Consider the following 16,123-nt stretch of genomic DNA (forward strand, 5'->3'; position numbering starts at 1 on the left):
CCCTCCGGCCTCAGCCCTTCGACGGAGGGAGGTACTTCGCGGGCAGCGGCTGCTCCGGCGACTCCGGAGTCCAGGCCACCGTCAGCAGCCACCAGCGCTTGCCGTCGTGGACGAGCTGGATGCTGTTGACGCCGCGCATGAAGGGTTTCGTCTCCCCCTCGCGGAAGGCCTCGTAGGTGCTGAAGACGTGCACGAGCGAGCCGAAGCGCTCCACCACGCGGTGCACCTCGCGCTCGCGGAAGCCCTCCGCGAGGAGCACCTTCCCGGACGTGGAGATGTAGTCCTCGGGCGAGAGCATGCGGAAGCCGGAGGTGCCGTCCTTGCGCTTGCCGGAGGGGATCATCCGCGCACCGGGGGCGAAGAACGAACGGAAGCGATCCCAGTCGCGGGCCTGTCCCTTCGGCCCGGAGATGACGTCATAGAGCGCCGCCACGAGCGCCTCCGGGGTGGCCACGTCCTCCGGTTTCGGGGCCGGAGGGGTGGCGGGTGAGGCCTCGGGAGCCGCCGGGGCAGGGGAGGAGGGGGGAGGGGGAGCCGGCTTGGGATCGGCGGCGAGCGCCGGAGCCGTCACGGTGGAGAGCAGCGCCGCGACGAGCGGCCACGCGCGAGGCTTGAAGGCGGAGTCCATGGGCACCTCGGGACTGCGGGGGTGGGCATCATGGACCACCCCCCTGGGGGCCGCGAGCACTTCGATCCGACGGAGAGGCGCCAGTCCCCCCGCCCGGTTCCATACACGTGACTCCGCATCATCCTTTGTGTGGCGGGGGCATCTCTGCCAGCGTGGGGGGCCGATGCGGCGCTCGCGCCTGGCACAGGCACTGATCCTCTCGCTGGCCCTCCACCTGGGCCTGGGAATCCTGTTGTTCCTGGCGCCCCCATCGGAGCAGGCGCCGTCCACCGAGAGCCGGCAACCGCTACAGGTCGAGATCGTCGTGCGCACGCCTCCGCCGCCCGAGGAGCCGCCGCGATCCACCTCCCCGGCGCCGGAAGCCGCGCCGCCACCCCGGCCGCCGCGCGCCACCACCCGGCCCCAGCGCACTCCCGCTCCGTCTCCTCCGAGTGCTGCCCCTCCACCTCCGAGCGGTGCCACGGCCGCCGCGCCGCCTCCGGCCTCCGCCGGGCCGGAGGCGCCTTCCGGAGCCGTGCCGGACGCGCCGCGTGCCGTGCGGCTGTTCCCGGGACCCGGAGGACTGCCCGTGGCCCCCTCGACGGGCGACACCCAGGGGGGCTCCACCGGAGGAGGACGCACGCTGCGGCCCGGTGATGGACCCTCCCGGGAGCAGCTCCTCGCCGAGGAAGGCGCGCGGGTCCAGGGCCGCGTCCAGGGCTTCCTCGACGACGGCATGGCGAGGCTGCGCGTGGAGAACGGGCTCGTCGACTCCTTCTTCGGGGACATGGACAACGCGCTGGAGAAGGGGCTCTCGGGCGCGCCGCTCTTCGCCTACGAGGGGGTGTTCAAACACTTCTTCAAGGCCACGCCCGAACGCGGCCAGGGCCTGCGCGAGCTGCTCAAGAGCGTCGAGCGCTACGGCGCGACGGGCAGCCCGGACGCGGTCGGAGAGCCCTCGGGCACGGATCGGCTGGAGGACGTGGCGCGCTCGGGGACGGCGGGCGCACGGGCCCGGTCGAGGCCTTCGACCTTCGACATGTTGGAGACGTACAACAAGGCCGCGGGCGCGCTGAGCGCGAAGATCGAGCTCGAGCAGACCCCCACGGGGCAGATGCTGTCGGTGAAGCTGGTGGAGAGCTCCGGCAATCCGCTCTTCGACGCGTACGTCCTCGAGAAGGTCCCCACGTCGCTGGCGGCGCTCCCACCGGCGTCCGAGCACTTCGCCGCGAGAGCGAAGGGGAACGTACGCAGCGTCTGGGCCATCGAGGGGCACGTGAGCTTCTCGCGCACGCTCAAGGTGACGAAGCTCGACGAGCTCAACGCCGGGGACGCGGCGTACCTGTCGGCGCTGATGCCGCTGGGGCTGCTGTCGGGCAAGTTCGAGGAGACGCGCGGCGAGGTGATCGTCCCCGACTTCCGGCGGCCGCACTTCGACATCCGCGCCCAGCTGCTGCGCGTGTACTAGCGGCGGGACGACCCACTCCGAGTGATTTCAGGCCCTTGGAAGGCGCGGGGGCAGGGGAGCACAACCTGGCGCTCCCCCACCTGCCCGCTGGGCAACCAGGGAACTACTAGGCGCTGGCGGTCTTCTCGCCCGCGCTGGTGCCGATGCCCTGCTTGCCGAGGTAGCCCATGGCCTTGTCCTTCACGTCGGTGCGCAGCTCGGTGCCGGTCTTGGGCGCGAGCATGAGGGCGGCGATGCCACCGACGGCGCAGCCGATGACGAAGGCGCCGATGCCAGCGAACGAGCTGCGGGCGGGCTTGTAGGTGGTGAGGCCCACGTAGCGCAGCACGTCATCCGGGTCGAAGTCGTCCCACTGGGTGCGGGCGTACTTCGGGAGGTCCTTCATGATCTTCCGGGCGATGAGCTTGCGGTACACGTCGCTCTTCACCGCCAGTTTGGCCTTCTTCGCGAACAGCATTCCATTCTCCTCCTGGCCAGAGGCCATGCGAGGGGTGGGCTTCCCCCAAGGCCGCCCATCCCCATGGGTCCAGAAGCTAGGGAGGGGTAGGCGGAGTGGCACCCCTGGAGGGGGATTGAGGAGGCTCGGCGGGGGGCAGGCGTCGGCTGTTGGTCAGAGTGGAGTCATGACGCGCCGTGCCCAAGACGTCCTGTGAACGGAGAGGGCAGCCAGCCGAGCACCTTTCTGCTATGCCCCCGGCCGCCATGTCATTCGATCAGAATCTGCTCGAGAAGATCGCCCAGGTGGAGAAGGGCGGGGCCGAGAAGTACCACGCGAAGAACCGGGAGACGGGCAAGCTGTTCGCCCGCGAGCGCATCCGGCTGCTGGTGGACGAGGGCTCGTTCGTCGAGGACGCGAAGCTCGCCAACAACGTGGACCCGGAGCTGCCCTCGGACGGCGTGGTCATCGGTCTGGGCAGGGTGGCGGGGCGTCCCGTGGCGATCATGGCCAACGACTCCACGGTGAAGGCGGGCAGCTGGGGCGCCCGGACGGTGGAGAAGATCCTCCGCATCCAGGAGACGGCGAAGCAGCTGCGCTGTCCGCTGATGTACCTGGTGGACTCGGCGGGCGCGCGCATCACGGACCAGGTGGAGATGTTCCCCGGCCGGCGGGGCGCGGGCCGCATCTTCTATAATGAGGTGCACATGTCCGGCGAGGTGCCGCAGGTGTGCCTGCTCTTCGGGCCCTCGGCGGCCGGCGGCGCGTACATCCCCGCCTTCTGCGATCTGGTCATCATGGTGGACGGCAACGCCTCCATGTACCTGGGCAGCCCGCGCATGGCCGAGATGGTCATTGGCGAGAAGGTGACGCTCGAGGAGATGGGCGGGGCGAAGATGCACTGCTCGGTGTCCGGCGTCGGCGACGTGCTGGTGAAGACGGAGCAGGAGGCCATCGAGGCGGCGAAGAAGTACATCTCCTTCTTCCCGGAGAACTTCACCCAGGCCCCGCCCCAGGCGGAGGTCAAGGCGCCCAAGGCCAGCGGCAAGCGGGTGGACGAGATCATCCCCGCGGATCAGAACAAGCCCTTCGACATGCACGCGCTCATCGCCGAGCTGATCGACGAGGGGAGCTGGTTCGAGGTGAAGAAGCTGTTCGCCCAGGAGATCATCACGGGCCTGGCGCGCATCGGCGGCCGGCCGGTGGGCATCGTCGCGAACCAGCCCAAGTACAAGGGCGGCGTGCTGTTCGTGGACTCGGCGGACAAGGCGGCGCGGTTCATCTGGCTGTGTGACGCCTTCAACATCCCGCTGCTGTACCTGGCGGACGTGCCGGGCTTCATGATCGGCACCAAGGTGGAGCGCGCGGGCATCATCCGCGCCGGCGCGAAGATGATCTCCGCGGTGTCCGAGGCCAGCGTGCCGAGGATCTGCGTGGTGGTGCGCAAGGCGTACGGCGCGGGCCTCTACGCCATGAGTGGACCGGGTTTCGCTCCGGATGCGACCCTGGCGCTGCCCCAGGCGATGATCGCCGTGATGGGCCCCGAGGCGGCGGTGAATGCCGTCTACTTCAACAAGATCCAGGAGAAGCCCGAGGCCGAGCGCGCCGCCTACGTCCAGCAGCTCCGCGACGAGTACCGTCAGGACGTGGACATCTACAAGCTGGCGAGCGAGCTGGTGGTGGACGAGATCGTCCCCGGCGACCGTCTGCGCAACGAGCTCTTGCAGCGTTATGAGCTGTATTCCCGGCGCTTCCAGCCCCGGGAGACGAAGAAGCACGGCGTCTACCCGGTTTGATGGTCCCCCCTCCACCCTCTGCTATACATCCCCACCATGGACTTCGAACTTCCCGAAAGCCATCGAGCCCTTCAGGCCTCCCTCCGTGACTTCTGCGAGCGCAAGGTCAGACCCTACGCGCGCGAGTGGGACAAGGAGGAGAAGTTCCCGATGGAAGTGGTGCGGGAGCTGGGTGAGCTGGGCGTGATGGGCATGCTGGTGGCGGAGGAGTACGGCGGCGCCGCCATGGACTCCCTGGCGGTGGCGGTGGCGGTCGAGGAGATCGCCCGCTACGACGGCTCGCTGGCCCTCACCGTGGCCTCCCACAACGGCCTGGGCACCAGCCACCTGCGCGTCTTCGGGAATGACGCGCAGCGGCGCAAGTACCTGCCGAAGCTGGCCACCGGCGAGCACCTCGGCGCCTGGGGCCTGACCGAGCCCGGCAGCGGCTCGGACGCCGCGGGCATGAAGACGACGGCCGTCCGCAAGGGCGACAAGTGGGTGCTCAACGGGACGAAGATGTTCATCACCCAGGGCACCGTGGGCAACGTCTTCGTGGTGCTGGCGGTCACCTCGCCGGAGAAGAAGCAGAAGGGTGTCACCGCCTTCATCCTCGAGAAGGGGATGCCCGGCTTCAGCCAGCGCTCCATCCACGGCAAGCTGGGCATGCGCTCCTCGGACACGGCGGAGCTGGTGCTGGAGAACGTGGAGGTCCCCGACTCGCAGCGGCTGGGCGAGGTGGACCATGGCTTCATCGACACGATGAAGATCCTCGACAAGGGCCGCATCACCATCGGCGCGCTGGCGGTGGGGCTGGCGCGAGGGGCGCTGGAGGAGTCAGTGCGCTACGCGAGGGAGCGCACGGCCTTCGGCCAGCCCATCTCCGAGTTCCAGGGCCTGCGCTGGATGTTCGCGGACATGAAGACGGAGACGGACGCGGCGCGGCTGCTGGTGCACCGCGCGGCGTACCTGGCCGACGCGGGCCAGCCGTACAGCCAGGAGGCCTCGATGGCCAAGCTGTTCGCCTCCGAGGCGGCCACGCGGGCCTGCAACAAGGCGGTGCAGATCCACGGCGGCTACGGCTACACCCGCGAGTTCCCCGTCGAGCGCTACCTGCGCGATGCCAAACTGTGCGAGATCGGCGAGGGCACCAGCGAGATCCAGCGCTCCATCATCGCCCGAGAGGTCTTCAAGAAGGCGTGATGGTGACGGACCGGCTGCGACAGCTCGGACTGGAGGTACGGGGCGAGGGAGAAGGCCTGGAGGCGACCCTCGTCCTGACCGAGCCCCTGTCCCATCCGGAGGGCTCCCGCGAGGTGGAGCGGGTGGCCTTCCAGGTGCGGGAGGAGCGTCTGGTCCCCGTGTCGCCGCCGGAGGTGGTGGGGCTGCGTCCCATCGTGCTCGGCGCGGTGCGGGAGGCACGAGAGGTGGAGGCGGAAGTGGCCGACGCCTTCAACGAGCACCTCTTCCACGTGCAGCGGCGTACGGTGGAGTTGCGGGCGCTGGGATTGGCCCCCCAGGTGGATCCGGTGTCGCTGGTCCTCTCCGCGCGGTTGGAGGAGCACGGGCTGGCGGTGACGCTGATGGCGGATCGTCAGGGCAACTTCCAGGTGTCGAGCGCGGCGCGGAACGGGCAGCCCCTGCCGGTCCCCCCCGGGCACGGCTTCGAGCTGTCCGAGTTCCGTGAGCGGGGCGCGCTGGTGGGTTACCTGGCCGCCCTCTTCGGGGAGCAGGGCCCCGCGGAGGCGTCGCGGACGCAGCGGCCCGGGGCGGCGGGGGAGGGCCTGGTCCGCTTCTCGGAGATCCTCCGGGCCTTTGGCGAGGGGGCGGTCGTGCCCCCGAGGAGCGGGCTGGAGCTGCTGGTGCTGCTCGAAGTAGAGGGCCGACCCTACCGTTTCGCGGTGGCGCGCGTGGCCGGACGCACCTTCCGGGGGCTGCTGGCCGGGGGGCAGGGCAAGGTATGGGCGGAACGTTTCGAACTGGATGATTTCCCCGGAGTCGTCCCGCTGGTGGCGGAGCTGCTGAAGGTCTCCGCCGAGGCCGTGAAGCTGGTCGGCTCGGGCGCTCCACAGGAGTAAGGGTTTTGGCAAAGGCGAGTGCGAGTCTCTCCCAGAGGGTTCTGCAGGGCGATGTGCGGGCCGCGTCGCGTCTGATGCGCAACATCGATGATGGCGAGCCGGAGGCCACCGAGTCCCTGCGCGAGTTGTTCCCGAAGACGGGGAAGGCCTACATCATCGGCATCACCGGCTCGCCGGGCGCGGGCAAGTCCACGCTGACGGATCGGCTCATCGCCCACCTGCGCAAGGCGGGGAAGACGGTGGGCGTCATCGCGGTGGATCCCACCAGCCCCTTCACGGGTGGCGCCATCCTGGGCGATCGCATCCGCATGCAGGATCACGCCACGGATCCGGGCGTCTTCATCCGCTCGCTGGCCACGCGTGGGAACCTGGGCGGCCTGTCGCGCGCCACGGGCGACTGCATCCGGGTGATGGACGCCATGGGACGCGACGTCATCATCGTGGAGACGGTGGGCGTGGGGCAGGATGAGATCGACATCGCCCAGATGGCGCACACCACCATCGTGGTGACGGTGCCGGGCATGGGCGACGACATCCAGGCCATCAAGGCGGGCATCCTCGAGGTGGCGGATCTCTTCGCGGTGAACAAGGCCGACCTGGACGGGGCGGACCGGGTGGTGCGCGAACTGCGGATGATGCTGGAGCTGCGCCACGCGGTGAAGGCGCCGCCCATGGACCATGACGCCCACCACCGCATGGTGATTGCCAAGGCCCAGGGGACGCACGTGGAGGAGCCGGCGGGGCCTCGCGAGTGGGAGCCGCCCATCCTCAAGGTGATGGCCGCGAGGGATCAGGGCGTGGCCGAGCTGGTGAAGGGCATCGAGGAGCACCGGGCCTTCCTGGAGGAGACGGGCCAGCGCAAGCAGAAGGAGCGCAACCGGGCGGCGGCGCAGTTCGTGGCCCTGCTGCGCGAGCGGCTGCTGAGCAGCGCGCTGGCGCGGCTCGAGCGCGAGCGTGGTCAGTTGGACGAGGTGGCCGGGCGCATCGCCGAGCGCCAGGCGGATCCCTACGCGCTCGCCGAGGAGCTCGCGAGCCAGCTCTCGGAGTAGGCCGTGGCGATGCAACCCGAAGAGTGCGTGCGGGTGCTGGAACAGCGGCTCGGGACGACGTTCTGCCGTCCCGAGCTGGCTCGCACCGCGTTGACCCACAAGACCTACGTCAACGAGCGTCCCAACGAGGGATTGCAGGACAACCAGCGGTTGGAGTTCCTCGGTGACGCGGTGGTGAACCTGGTCATCGCCCACCGTCTGATGGATCGCTTCCCCAACGCCGACGAGGGCGAGCTGTCGAGGCTGCGGGCCCGCGTCGTCGACGAGAAGGGGCTGACCCGGGTGGCGCGCCGGCTGGAGCTGGGCGAGCTGCTGCTGCTCGGGCGGGGCGAGGACCGCCACGGGGGCCGGGACAAGAGCTCCATCCTCGCCGACGCGGTCGAGGCCATCATGGCCGCGGTGTACCTCTGCTCCGGCCTGGACAAGGTCCGGGAACTGGTGGAGCTGCACTTCTCCGAGCTCCTGGACGAGGTGACGCTGTCGCTCGTCCGGGACTTCAAGACGCAGTTGCAGGAGATCGTCCAGGAGCGCCTCAAGGTGCCGCCCCGCTACCAGGTGGTCTCCGAGTCGGGGCCCGAGCACCAGAAGACCTTCGAGGTGGAGGTGAGCATCGGTCCGGACCCGTACGCCCGGGCCTCCGGGCACAGCAAGCGGGACGCGGAGCAGTCGGCGGCCCACCTCGCCCTGGAGCTGTTCGAGCAGCGGTGGCAGGCGGGGCAGGTCACCGGGCAGCAGCCGGCGCCCGCCCCCCCGGCCCCCCAGCAGGCACCCTCCCCGGGTCCGAAGGACGACACCCAGGGCTGAAACTGCTTGGCCGCCCCGGGGTCGAGGAATAAGGTCCCGCCCCCATTCGTGTGTTTTCGACCTGGGAGGCAGCCTCCGCTGTTGTTGTATGTCGTTCCGTGCGGTTCCTGGGGATCCTCCGCCGAGGTGGGGGCTTCCTGATCACCTTCGACCTTCGAAGCTTTTAGATGGCTCCACAGCAGACACACCGCAGCGGGTTCGCCGCGCTCATTGGCCGTCCCAACGTGGGCAAGAGCACGCTGCTCAATCAACTGACTGGCGAGAAGCTCGCCATCGTCTCTCCCAAGCCGCAGACGACCCGGAACCGGATTCTGGGCGTGGTGACGCGGCCGGAGGGGCAGGTGGCCTTCCTCGACACGCCCGGCATCCACCAGGCCAAGGGTGAGCTCAACCGTTACATGGTGGACGTGGCCCTGCAGGCGGCCGACGAGGTGGACCTGGTCCTCTTCGTCGTCGAGCCGACGGGCTCGGACAAACCCGAGGTGAGCCCGGGCAACCGGTTCATCCTCGAGCGGCTGCAGAAGGCGGGCAAGCCCACCTTCCTGGTCATCAACAAGATCGACACGGTGCCCAAGCCGGTGCTGCTGCCGCTCATCGACCTATACCGCAACGAGTTCCCCTTCGCCGAGGTGGTGCCCATCTCCGCGAAGGAGGACGACGGGGTGGAGAATCTCTTCCAGGCGGTGCTCCAGCACCTGCCCGAGGGAGAGCCGCTCTTCCCCGAGGACGTGCTCACGGATCAGGCGGAGAAGACCCTGGTGGCGGAGTACATCCGCGAGCAGGTGCTCCGGCACTGCCGGCAGGAGATTCCGTACTCGACGGCGGTCCTGGTGGACTTCTTCGACGAGTCCGAGCGCGAGCCACCGCCTGGAACGCCCCCCGGCAAGTTGGCGGGCCTCATCCGGATCGCCGCCTCCATCTACGTGGAGCGCGACAGCCAGAAGGCCATCATCATCGGGAAACAGGGGCAGATGCTGAAGACGATCGGGACGGACGCGCGCAAATCCATCCAGCGGTTGCTGGGGGCGCACGTGTACCTCTCGCTACGGGTCCGGGTGGAGCCTCGCTGGAGCGAGCGTCCCGAGGGCCTCAAGAAGTTGGGTTACGAGTAGGAAGCCATGAAGCCTCTGGTCGCCATCGTGGGACGCCCCAACGTGGGCAAATCCACGCTCTTCAATCGCCTCGCCAGGCGCCGCATCGCCCTGGTGGAGGACATCCCCGGAGTCACCCGCGACCGCCATTACTGGGACGTGGAGTACGACGACCGGGAGCTCACCATCATCGACACGGGCGGATTCGTGCCCGGGGAGAAGGACTCCCTGCTGCAGCAGGTGCGCGAGCAGGCGCAGCTGGCGGTGGAGGAATGTGACGTCATCGTCTTCGTGACGGACGCGCGCGCCGGCCTGACGGCGGCGGACCAGGAGGTCGCCACCTACCTGCGCCAGAGCGGCAAGCCGGTGGTGGTGGCCGCCAACAAGCTGGACAGCGAGTCGCAGTCCGTCCAGGCGCACGCCGCCGAGTTCTTCAAGCTGGGGCTGGGCGACGTGTTCCCCATCTCGGCCGAGCACGGCCTGGGCGTGGGCACGATGATGGAGACGGTGGTGGGCAAGCTGCCTCCGCTGACTCCGGAGGAGCTCGAGGCCCGGAAGAAGGCCCGGGAGCGCGAGGAGGCCGAGGAGGAGTGGGGCGAGCGGGAAGGGGAGGAGGGCGAGGAGGAGGCCCCCGCCGAGCCGGAGGAGGAGCGTCCCATCCGGGTGGCCATCATCGGCCGGCCGAACGTGGGCAAGAGCACCCTGGTCAACGCGCTGCTGAAGGAGAAGCGGGTGGTGGCCAGCGAGATTCCGGGCACCACGCGGGATCCGATCGACTCCGAGCTGACGTACAAGAAGCGCCAGGTCATCCTCACGGACACGGCGGGCATCCGGCGCAAGAAGACGATCGCGCACCGGGTGGAGCAGTTCTCGGTGGTGGCGGCGCTCAAGGCGATGGAGCGCAGCGACGTGGCGGTGCTGTTGATGGACGCCACGGAGCCCGCGGTGGACCAGGACGCGAAGCTGGCCGGCATCGCCGAGGAGAAGGGCCGCGCGCTGGTCATCGTGGTGAACAAGTGGGATCTCATCAGCGAGGACAAGCGCAAGCAGGAGATCTTCCGTGAGGATCTCAAGCACGCGCTGAAGTTCGTGGGGTACGCGCCCATCGTGTTCACCTCGGCGCTCACCGGCTCGAAGGTGGAGAAGGTGCTGGAGCTGGCGGTGGAGCTGGCGGACCAGTTCCGCTACCGGGCGCCCACGCCGCAGCTCAACCGGCTGTTGTCGCACATCGAGGAGAGCCACCCGGCCCCCATCGTGGGCCGAGGTCCACTCCGGGTGTACTACATGGCCCAGGTAGGGACGGCACCCCCGACCTTCGCGATCACGACGAACCGGCCGGACGCGGTGCCGGACATGTACAAGCGGTACATCACCAACCAGCTGCGCAAGACGTTCGACTTGAGAGTGCCCCTCCGGCTGCTGTTCCGCGAGAGGCCTGGCAAGGCGAAGCGGGAGGCGCGGAAGAGACCCAAGAAGCAGGCCGGGAAGCATTGAGGGCAGTCCGCGTTGACACTGCTGGTGCGCGCTCCGTAGATTGCGCGCCCTTCGACCCTGTAGAGAGGTGCGAACCACCGTGGCCCAGAAGTCAGAGAAGATGACGAAGCAGGAGCTGCGTGCTCCGGATGCCTTCCAGCTGTATGGCGCCGAGGCGAGCGACTGGCTGATGAAGCGGCGGCAGCTCATCGGCACCGCGGTGGCCGTGCTGATCGTAGGCGGGCTGGTCGCCGCGCTGGTGCAGTACTTCAGCAACCGGAGCGAGGAGCGTGCCTCCAAGCAGCTCGGCCAGGCGCTGGAAGTGATGACGCGTCCGGTGATCGTGACGAACGAGCAGCTGCAGGCCCCCGAGGGCGAGCAGCCTCCGTTCAAGTCCGACAAGGAGAAGGACGAGGCCATCGTCAAGTCGCTCACGGACTTCCGTGCGGCGAACAAGGGCACGGAGGCCGCGGTGACGGCGGCGCTGCCGCTGGGCAAGGCCGAGTACCGGCTGGGCAACCACGACGGCGCGCTGGCGGCCTTCGGCGAGTACATCAAGGAGGCCCCGAAGGACGAGCCCCTGCTGGCCTCGGCCTACGAGGGCCAGGGCTACGCCCACGAGGCCAAGGGACAGCTGGACCAGGCGCTCGAGTCCTTCAAGGGCATGGCGAAGGTGGAGTCGGGTGAGTTCCTCCAGGGGATGGGCCAGTACCACCAGGCGCGCATCCTCGTGGCGCAGGGCAAGAAGGACGAGGCGGCGCAGATCCTGGCGGATCTGAAGGCCTCGCAGGCCACCACGGCGGCGGGACGGCTGGCCACCGAGCGGCTGGCGGTGCTCGCGGCGCAGGGCGTGAAGGTGCCCGAGCCGAAGACGCCTCCGGCGGCCGCCCAGACGCAGGACGCGGGGTAAGACGCCCACCTATGCGGATCTCCAGCGGCTGGAAGCGTTGGGTGGGTGGGCTCGCGGCGGCGAGTCTGCTCGGTGCATGCAGCGCGGTGCCGGTGTACGGCAACCCGGTCACCTCCGCTCCGAAGCAGCCGCCACACCACTACTTCTCGGTGGATTGGTGGACGCAGCTCGTCAGTCCCTCGCTGCTCGAGTACGCGCCGCGCGAGGACGCGCGGCCGGCGTACGACGAGAAGAACGAGCGCGTCATCGTGCTCACCCGGGACGGGCTCGTGCGCAGCCTCGGTGCCGAGGGCCAGGAAGCCTGGCGGTTCAAGGTGGGCAACCGCTTCTACGCGGGCGCGACGGTGGACGACGGCATCGTCTACGTGCCGAGCACGGACGGTGTGCTGTACGCGCTGGACGCGAAGACGGGCGAGCCCCGATGGAAGTACGCGGCGGGCGAGGCCCTGGCCACGGAGCCGGTGCTCACGAACGAGCTGGTGCTGGTGGCCTCGCAGAGCGACACCCTGTTCGCGGTGAAGCGGGCCACGGGTGAGCTGGCGTGGTTGTACCGGAGGGATCCGCCCTCGGGCTTCACCATCCACCGGGCGTCGACGCCGGCGGTGCGCGGACAGACGGCCTGGGTGGGGTTCTCCGACGGCACGCTGGTGTCGCTGGATCTGACGGACGGCGGCGTGAGGTGGGAGAGGTCGCTGGCCCCCAAGAGCGGGCAGTTCGTGGACGTGGACACCACGCCGGTGCTGGACGAGGCGGGCCGTGTCTACGCGGCGTCGTACTCGGGCGGCCTCTACGCGCTGGATGCCGAATCGGGCGACGTGCTGTGGACCTCGGTGGCGGAGGGAATCACCTCGCTGCTGGTGCACGGCGGGGTGGTCATGGCCGTTGGAGATGCCCGCCTGGATGCCTACCTGGCGGAGAGTGGGAAGCTCCTCTGGTCGAACCCCCTTCAGGAACGCGCGGGGCTGGAGCCGGTGTTGGTGAAGGGGATGCTCCTGGTGCCGGTACAGCGCTCGCTGCTCTTCGTGGACCCGCGGACGGGACGGGCGCGCATGGCGTGGGATCCGGGCGAGGGCGTGTCGGCGACGCCGCGGGTGGTGGGGGCGAAGGCGTACGTGCTGTCCAACAATGGGTACCTGTACGCCCTCCGGCTGGATGGGAGGAGCGGTTGACGCAGGCGGCGAAGAGGACGGTCCGCGTGGTGGCCGCCCTCATCCCCCAGCCCGGGGATGGCTCGCGGTTCCTGGTGCAGCAGCGGCTGCCAGGTGGGAGCCGGGGGTTGCTGTGGGAGTTCCCGGGCGGGAAGGTGGAGCCCGGGGAGAGCGAGCCGGAGGCGCTGGCTCGGGAGTGCCGGGAGGAGCTGGACGTGCGGCTCCAAGTGGGGAGGCGGCTATGGGCGGGGAGACACGAGTATTCGGACCTGACGGTGGAGCTGGTGCTGTATCTGGCCCGGCTGGAGTCGGGGGAGCCGAAGACGCTGGGCGCGAACGCGTTGGCGTTCCTGACGCCGGCGGAGATGAGGGCGTTGCCCTTCTGCGAAGCGGACATCCCCCCCTTGGAGGACCTGGTGGCGGGCCGGTTGGACCTGCTGGGCTGATGCTGCGGCGCACATTCCAGCTGATTCCGGGTGTGGGTCCCTGGAAGGAGAAGGATCTGTGGGCCCGGGGCATCCAGACCTGGGACGACTTTCCGGGCAACGGGGTGGTGCTGGGCCAGAAGCTGGACGAGGCGGCTCGCCGGCGGCTGGAACTGGCGCGCGAGGCCCTGGAGCGGCGTGACCTGAAGGGCCTGGCGGCCATGGTGCCGCAGCGCGAGCACTGGCGGCTGTACCCCGAGTTCGCGCGCGACGCGGTCTACTTCGATATCGAAACGGACGGCGCGCAGGACCAGGTTCCCACGGTGGTGGCCCTGTTCGACGAAGGCGGCCTGCGGGTCTTCATCCAGGGCCGCAACATGGACGATCTGCCGGAGGCCATGGCGGAGCGGCGGCTGTGGGTGACGTTCAATGGCTCGTGCTTCGACGTGCCGGTGCTGCGCCAGTACTTCGGCAAGCGCTTCCCGACGCCGGATGCCCATATCGACTTGCGGTTCGTGTGCCGGCGGTTGGGCATGGGCGGCGGGCTGAAGGAGATCGAGGACAAGTGGGGGCTGGCGCGGCCACCGCACATGAAGGGCGTGAACGGCTGGGACGCGGTGCTGCTGTGGCGCGCGTACCGCGAGCGCGGAGACGTGGAGGCCCTGCGATTCCTGGTGGAGTACAACCTCTATGACTCGTTCCAGCTCCGGTCGCTGATGGACAAGGCGTACAACCGCGCGTTGGACGACCTGAACATGGACTCCGAACCGCGCGTGCCCGTCTTCGAGCGGGGCGAGCTCCTCTACGACGTGAGCCGGCTCATCCTGGAGCTGGGACCCACGGAGAGGGACTTGAGGGTGCTCGAGCGGGTGCGCGCCCAGGACCGCGATCTGCACCAGGACTGAGCCCTCCCTTCATCCGAGGGGAGAGGTCGGGCGGGCGTGTCAGCCCGGTCTGGTAGGGTGGCTGACGCTGGAGGTTCGGCGTCTGGGCCCTACCTCCGGTATTCCACTGGCGCGGCGTCGGCGTCGCGAAGGAGCGCCCGAGATGTCCATCGACAGGCCCGAGTCCTCGAACCACCCCCGGCTTCTCTTCACCTCGAATGGGACCCGCTACGAACTCATTCGTAGATTGGGAAGGCGGAACAATGGGGAGCTGATGCTCGCCAGGCGCCGTTATGCCCAGGGACCCGCGGGCTCCGTGATCATCAAGCGGTTGTCGCGGCCGGTCAGTGAGAAGCAGAAGCAGCGGCTGAAGGAAGAGGTCCAGTTGGCGTACCGGCTCGACCATCCCGGCATCGCGAAGGTGTACCAGTTGGTGCTGCACGGAGGGCTGCCGTACGTGGTGATGGAGTACGTGGACGGCCGCTCCCTGGAGACGGTGTTGAGCGTGTCGGCCATGCGGCAGCGCCCCATGTCCGAGGCCTTCGTCTGCCATGTGGTGTCCGAGGTCGCGGACGCGCTCCACCATGCGCACACGCTGGCGGACGAGCTGGGGCGGCCCCTCGGCATCGTCCACCGGGACATCAACCCGGAGAACATCCGGGTGAGCACCAACGGCGAGGTGAAGCTGGTGGACTTCGGCGTGGCGTACTCGCTGCTGCCCGGGCGGGAGGCCACCACGGCCTCCGTGCTGCGCGGGGACATCGCCTATGCGTCCCCGGAGCGCATGCGCCTGGAGAGGGTGGATCACCGCTCGGATCTGTTCTCGCTGGGGCTGGTGATGCTGGAGCTGCTCACGGGCAGGCACCTGTATGACCTGGAGGACGTGGAGCAATCGGCGCGGGAGGCCGGCCCGGTTCCAGCCGCGCTGGCCGAGGTGCACTGCGAGGAGCCGAGCTGGGTTCCGGTCGCGGAGATGGCGGCGCGCATCGCGCGTTTTGGTCCGGAGGACGTGGAGCGGGCGGTCCAGGGCGTGTCGGAGCCGCTGCGGGCCGTGGTGCACCGGGCGCTCCGGCGGGAGCCTTCCGAGCGCTACCAGTCCGGCCTGGAACTGCGTGACGCGCTCCGGGAGTTCCTCGTGGTCCAGGGGCGCTCGTACGGGCGGCCAGAGGCGGCGCGGGAGGTGCTCCTGGCCGTGAAGGAGGCGGAGTTGCTGCGCGAGTCCGCGGACGTGCTCGAACCGGATGTATTCCCGGAGGTGCCACCTCGGCGGACCGAGCACTGAGAGGTCAGCGCCGGCGCTGTTTTTGTTTCTTCGCCGGCGGCTGGGGCTTTTCCTTTTCGCCGGAGACCTGGAAGGGAATCCGGAGGTCGGCGACCTCGCGGCCCTGGGAATCGGTCATCGACGTGCCGGTCTGCGCGTCGATGACCAGGGTGTACTTGTGGCCGGTCTTGAGCGGCGTGGGCAGGGAGATGCGGTACAGCAGCCCGGCCGGGGATTCCTCGACGGTGTCGTCCGAGACCATGGCGCGATCGACCTCGTCGAACAGGCGGACGCGGTAGTTCCGGAGCACCTGCGTGCTGCGCAGCTCGAGCGTCGACGTGGGATCGATGAGCGGACGGCCTTCTTCCTCGCCAACGAGGGGAATGGTTTCCAACCCGGCATCCGAGAGCATGGACTGCAGCGTGAACGACGCGGGACCTGGACCCGCGTCGACGCCCACGTCTTCGGACCCGGGGGTGGTGACGCCCGCGTCGTCAGTGGGGGCGGAGGGCTTGGGACATCCGGCCACGACGAGCGCGGCCGCGCAGACGGCGAAGCTCAAACGGAGGAGTCGCATAGGGGCGGGAGACCCTATGTCTCAACGCCCGGTGCGAGAAGCGTGAAAGCCGGGTACCGGATGATGGAGAACGCCGCCAACGGGGGCCTGGATCCGAGTCCCAGGGGGGCCTGGAAACAGTCCCGGGGACGCCCGGC

The 16,123-nt window shown here is 69.2% G+C and carries 16 protein-coding genes; 13 read left to right on the top strand and 3 right to left on the bottom strand.

Annotation, left to right across the window (positions count from 1 at the left end):
* Positions 1-10: 10 nt before the first annotated feature.
* Positions 11-628 (bottom strand): nuclear transport factor 2 family protein, encoded by a 618-nt coding sequence (locus NR810_RS08230; RefSeq protein WP_257449842.1) that lies wholly within the window; start codon positions 626-628, stop codon positions 11-13.
* A gap of 163 nt (positions 629-791) precedes the next feature.
* On the opposite strand from NR810_RS08230, the gene NR810_RS08235 reads away from it, so the two are divergent.
* A complete protein-coding gene (locus NR810_RS08235) occupies positions 792-2,075 on the top strand; it encodes a TonB C-terminal domain-containing protein (RefSeq protein ID WP_257449844.1) in 1,284 nt (427 codons plus the stop codon).
* A 106-nt stretch (positions 2,076-2,181) separates the two neighbouring features.
* Here NR810_RS08235 and NR810_RS08240 read toward each other — a convergent pair whose 3' ends face one another.
* Positions 2,182-2,532, bottom strand: coding sequence for a YtxH domain-containing protein (locus tag NR810_RS08240; RefSeq protein ID WP_257449847.1), 351 nt, complete (start codon positions 2,530-2,532; stop codon positions 2,182-2,184).
* Between the two features lie 245 nt (positions 2,533-2,777).
* On the opposite strand from NR810_RS08240, the gene NR810_RS08245 reads away from it, so the two are divergent.
* The 12 genes from NR810_RS08245 to NR810_RS08300 all read left to right on the top strand — a co-directional run bounded on the left by NR810_RS08245 (position 2,778) and on the right by NR810_RS08300 (position 15,430).
* Positions 2,778-4,307, top strand: a complete 1,530-nt coding sequence (locus tag NR810_RS08245) for an acyl-CoA carboxylase subunit beta (protein ID WP_257449850.1) — start codon at positions 2,778-2,780, stop codon at positions 4,305-4,307.
* Between the two features lie 36 nt (positions 4,308-4,343).
* Entirely contained in the window at positions 4,344-5,489 is a 1,146-nt protein-coding gene (locus tag NR810_RS08250; protein ID WP_257449861.1) for an acyl-CoA dehydrogenase family protein, read from the top strand.
* On the top strand, positions 5,489-6,364 hold the full coding sequence (locus NR810_RS08255; RefSeq protein ID WP_257449863.1) for a hypothetical protein: 876 nt from the start codon (positions 5,489-5,491) through the stop codon (positions 6,362-6,364). The genes NR810_RS08250 and NR810_RS08255 overlap by 1 nt, the downstream gene beginning before the upstream one ends.
* Before the next feature lie 53 nt (positions 6,365-6,417).
* Complete coding sequence (gene meaB / locus NR810_RS08260) at positions 6,418-7,413, top strand: methylmalonyl Co-A mutase-associated GTPase MeaB (RefSeq protein ID WP_257449875.1); 996 nt, start codon at positions 6,418-6,420, stop codon at positions 7,411-7,413.
* Between the two features lie 9 nt (positions 7,414-7,422).
* Entirely contained in the window at positions 7,423-8,217 is a 795-nt protein-coding gene (gene rnc / locus NR810_RS08265) for a ribonuclease III (RefSeq protein WP_257449887.1), read from the top strand.
* 167 nt (positions 8,218-8,384) lie between these two features.
* Positions 8,385-9,329, top strand: coding sequence for a GTPase Era (era, locus tag NR810_RS08270; protein WP_257449889.1), 945 nt, complete (start codon positions 8,385-8,387; stop codon positions 9,327-9,329).
* 6 nt (positions 9,330-9,335) lie between these two features.
* Positions 9,336-10,802, top strand: a complete 1,467-nt coding sequence (gene der, locus NR810_RS08275; protein ID WP_257449892.1) for a ribosome biogenesis GTPase Der — start codon at positions 9,336-9,338, stop codon at positions 10,800-10,802.
* Positions 10,803-10,881: 79 nt separating this feature from the next.
* Positions 10,882-11,691 (top strand): tetratricopeptide repeat protein, encoded by an 810-nt coding sequence (locus NR810_RS08280; protein ID WP_326522490.1) that lies wholly within the window; start codon positions 10,882-10,884, stop codon positions 11,689-11,691.
* Between the two features lie 11 nt (positions 11,692-11,702).
* Positions 11,703-12,860 (top strand): outer membrane protein assembly factor BamB family protein, encoded by a 1,158-nt coding sequence (locus tag NR810_RS08285; protein ID WP_257449895.1) that lies wholly within the window; start codon positions 11,703-11,705, stop codon positions 12,858-12,860.
* Complete coding sequence (locus NR810_RS08290) at positions 12,857-13,285, top strand: (deoxy)nucleoside triphosphate pyrophosphohydrolase (protein WP_257449897.1); 429 nt, start codon at positions 12,857-12,859, stop codon at positions 13,283-13,285. The genes NR810_RS08285 and NR810_RS08290 overlap by 4 nt, the downstream gene beginning before the upstream one ends.
* Positions 13,285-14,169, top strand: a complete 885-nt coding sequence (locus NR810_RS08295; RefSeq protein ID WP_257449899.1) for a ribonuclease H-like domain-containing protein — start codon at positions 13,285-13,287, stop codon at positions 14,167-14,169. Before NR810_RS08290 ends, NR810_RS08295 begins: the two co-directional genes overlap by 1 nt.
* 142 nt (positions 14,170-14,311) lie before the next feature.
* Positions 14,312-15,430 (top strand): serine/threonine-protein kinase, encoded by a 1,119-nt coding sequence (locus NR810_RS08300; RefSeq protein ID WP_257449901.1) that lies wholly within the window; start codon positions 14,312-14,314, stop codon positions 15,428-15,430.
* Between the two features lie 4 nt (positions 15,431-15,434).
* Here NR810_RS08300 and NR810_RS08305 read toward each other — a convergent pair whose 3' ends face one another.
* Positions 15,435-15,986 carry a hypothetical protein gene (locus NR810_RS08305; RefSeq protein WP_257449903.1) on the bottom strand — a complete coding sequence of 184 codons (552 nt, stop codon included), beginning with the start codon at positions 15,984-15,986 and terminating at the stop codon, positions 15,435-15,437.
* Positions 15,987-16,123 lie beyond the last annotated feature (137 nt).

It is taken from the genome of Archangium lipolyticum (assembly GCF_024623785.1).
GTDB classification, from domain to species: Bacteria; Myxococcota; Myxococcia; order Myxococcales; family Myxococcaceae; genus Archangium; species Archangium lipolyticum.

What these genes read in the sequence shown, in the direction of transcription:
- NR810_RS08230 (WP_257449842.1), bottom strand. Translation starts at nt 628, where the DNA reads ATGGACTCCGCCTTCAAGCCTCGCGCGTGGCCGCTCGTCGCGGCGCTG.
- NR810_RS08235 (WP_257449844.1), top strand. Translation starts at nt 792, where the DNA reads ATGCGGCGCTCGCGCCTGGCACAGGCACTGATCCTCTCGCTGGCCCTC.
- NR810_RS08240 (WP_257449847.1), bottom strand. Translation starts at nt 2,532, where the DNA reads ATGCTGTTCGCGAAGAAGGCCAAACTGGCGGTGAAGAGCGACGTGTAC.
- NR810_RS08245 (WP_257449850.1), top strand. Translation starts at nt 2,778, where the DNA reads ATGTCATTCGATCAGAATCTGCTCGAGAAGATCGCCCAGGTGGAGAAG.
- NR810_RS08250 (WP_257449861.1), top strand. Translation starts at nt 4,344, where the DNA reads ATGGACTTCGAACTTCCCGAAAGCCATCGAGCCCTTCAGGCCTCCCTC.
- NR810_RS08255 (WP_257449863.1), top strand. Translation starts at nt 5,489, where the DNA reads ATGGTGACGGACCGGCTGCGACAGCTCGGACTGGAGGTACGGGGCGAG.
- rnc (WP_257449887.1), top strand. Translation starts at nt 7,423, where the DNA reads ATGCAACCCGAAGAGTGCGTGCGGGTGCTGGAACAGCGGCTCGGGACG.
- era (WP_257449889.1), top strand. Translation starts at nt 8,385, where the DNA reads ATGGCTCCACAGCAGACACACCGCAGCGGGTTCGCCGCGCTCATTGGC.
- der (WP_257449892.1), top strand. Translation starts at nt 9,336, where the DNA reads ATGAAGCCTCTGGTCGCCATCGTGGGACGCCCCAACGTGGGCAAATCC.
- NR810_RS08285 (WP_257449895.1), top strand. Translation starts at nt 11,703, where the DNA reads ATGCGGATCTCCAGCGGCTGGAAGCGTTGGGTGGGTGGGCTCGCGGCG.
- NR810_RS08295 (WP_257449899.1), top strand. Translation starts at nt 13,285, where the DNA reads ATGCTGCGGCGCACATTCCAGCTGATTCCGGGTGTGGGTCCCTGGAAG.
- NR810_RS08300 (WP_257449901.1), top strand. Translation starts at nt 14,312, where the DNA reads ATGTCCATCGACAGGCCCGAGTCCTCGAACCACCCCCGGCTTCTCTTC.
- NR810_RS08305 (WP_257449903.1), bottom strand. Translation starts at nt 15,986, where the DNA reads ATGCGACTCCTCCGTTTGAGCTTCGCCGTCTGCGCGGCCGCGCTCGTC.